The sequence below is a fragment of the Nitratireductor sp. ZSWI3 genome (assembly GCF_024655565.1).
Lineage (GTDB): Bacteria > Pseudomonadota > Alphaproteobacteria > Rhizobiales > Rhizobiaceae > Nitratireductor.
This window is the reverse complement of the sequence record NZ_JANKOF010000193.1, coordinates 1-1442: the sequence shown is the minus strand read 5'-3', so window position 1 is coordinate 1442 and position 1442 is coordinate 1. Positions and strand designations below refer to the sequence as shown.

1 protein-coding gene is annotated in these 1442 nt (G+C 70.0%); it reads left to right on the top strand.

The window, feature by feature from the left end:
• Nucleotides 1-238 precede the first annotated feature (238 nt).
• The coding region (locus NUU27_RS25320) for a DUF4010 domain-containing protein (RefSeq protein WP_257765059.1) at nucleotides 239-1442 on the top strand (1204 nt) is incomplete at its 3' end.

The following is a 1442-nucleotide window of genomic DNA, read 5'->3' as shown; positions in this document are numbered from 1 at the left end:
CTCAATTTCCCTTGGGCGGCGTGGAGTTTGGTTTTTGATGCGGGGCGATTAACGACAAAGGCGGGAAATTACAAGCCCCTTTGCCGCTTTGCCGCCGTCGCGGCCGGCCTCCGGGCGATGTCCGGCGGGTGGCCGTCGCCGACCGCTCCGCCATTCGCGCGATATTCGCGTCCTTTTTCTTTGGGTATAGAAATTCGCAGACGGCACCTTACCGCCGCCGGCATTGACAGGATGATGCATGCAGAACCTGATCGCTTCCCTCGGCCTGGCGCTCGCCATCGGCCTGCTCGTCGGCCTGGAGCGCGGCTGGCGCGAGCGCGCAGCCTCCGGCGGCAGCCGCACCGCCGGCATCCGCACCTTCGGCGCGATCGGTCTCCTGGGCGGGATCCTGGCCGCGCTTTCGGTGGCGTTCGGTTCGGTGTTCGTGTTCGTCGCCGGCTTCTTCGCCTTCGCCCTCATCTTCGGCTGGTTCCAGTATCGCGAAGGCGTCCACCAGAACAATTTCAGCGTGACCAGCGTGGTCGCCGCCCTTTGCGTTCTCGGCCTCGGCGGGCTGGCGGTGGCCGGCGACTATCGCGCGGCGGCGGCTGGCTCGGCGGCACTGGCCGGGCTGCTCGCCAGCCGGGAAATGCTGCACGGCGCGCTGAAGCGCCTGTCGTGGATCGAACTGCGCTCGGCGATCGTCCTCGCGGTCATGACCGCGGTCATCCTGCCCCTGCTCCCCAACCGGGCCGTCGATCCATGGGGCGGCTTCAATCCCCGGGAAGTCTGGTTCTTCACGGTGTTGACCGCCGCCATCTCCTTCATCGGATACATCGCCGTGCGCATCCTGGGCCCGGCCAGGGGCTTGCTGGTCAGCGGGCTGGCGGGCGCCGTGGTGTCCTCGACCGCGGTCACCGTCGCCTTTGCCAGGCGGGCCCGGGAAAGCGCCTATGTCCGTCCGCTGTCCGGCGCTGCCGCACTTGCCGCGATGGTCTCGATCCTGCGCGTGACGGCCATCGTCCTGATCGTCCAGCCGGCGGTGCTTGCGACAATGGGCCCGCCGGCGCTGGCCGCGGCGATCACCTTTGCCGCGTGCGGCGCGCTGCTCCTGCTGCGCGGCGCCGGCGATCCGACGCCGGCTTCTCCGGGCAATCCCTTCGACCTTGGCGCGCTGCTCCTCTTCGCCGCGTTGTTCGCGGTCGTCGCGACGGCCAGCGCGGCGCTGGTCGGCCGCTTCGGCAGCGCAAGCCTGCTGGCGACCTCGGCGCTCTCGGGCACCTTCGACGTCGACGTTGCCGTGCTCAGCGCGCTGCGCCTCCTGGACCAGGGCATTTCCAGCCAGGCGATCGGCCATGCCGTCCTGGCGGCACTGGCGGCCAACGCGCTCGGGCGCCTTGCCCTCGCCGTCCCGGCGGGACCGCCGGCCTTCTGGCTTCCATTGGCGGGAGCCACGGCCGGCG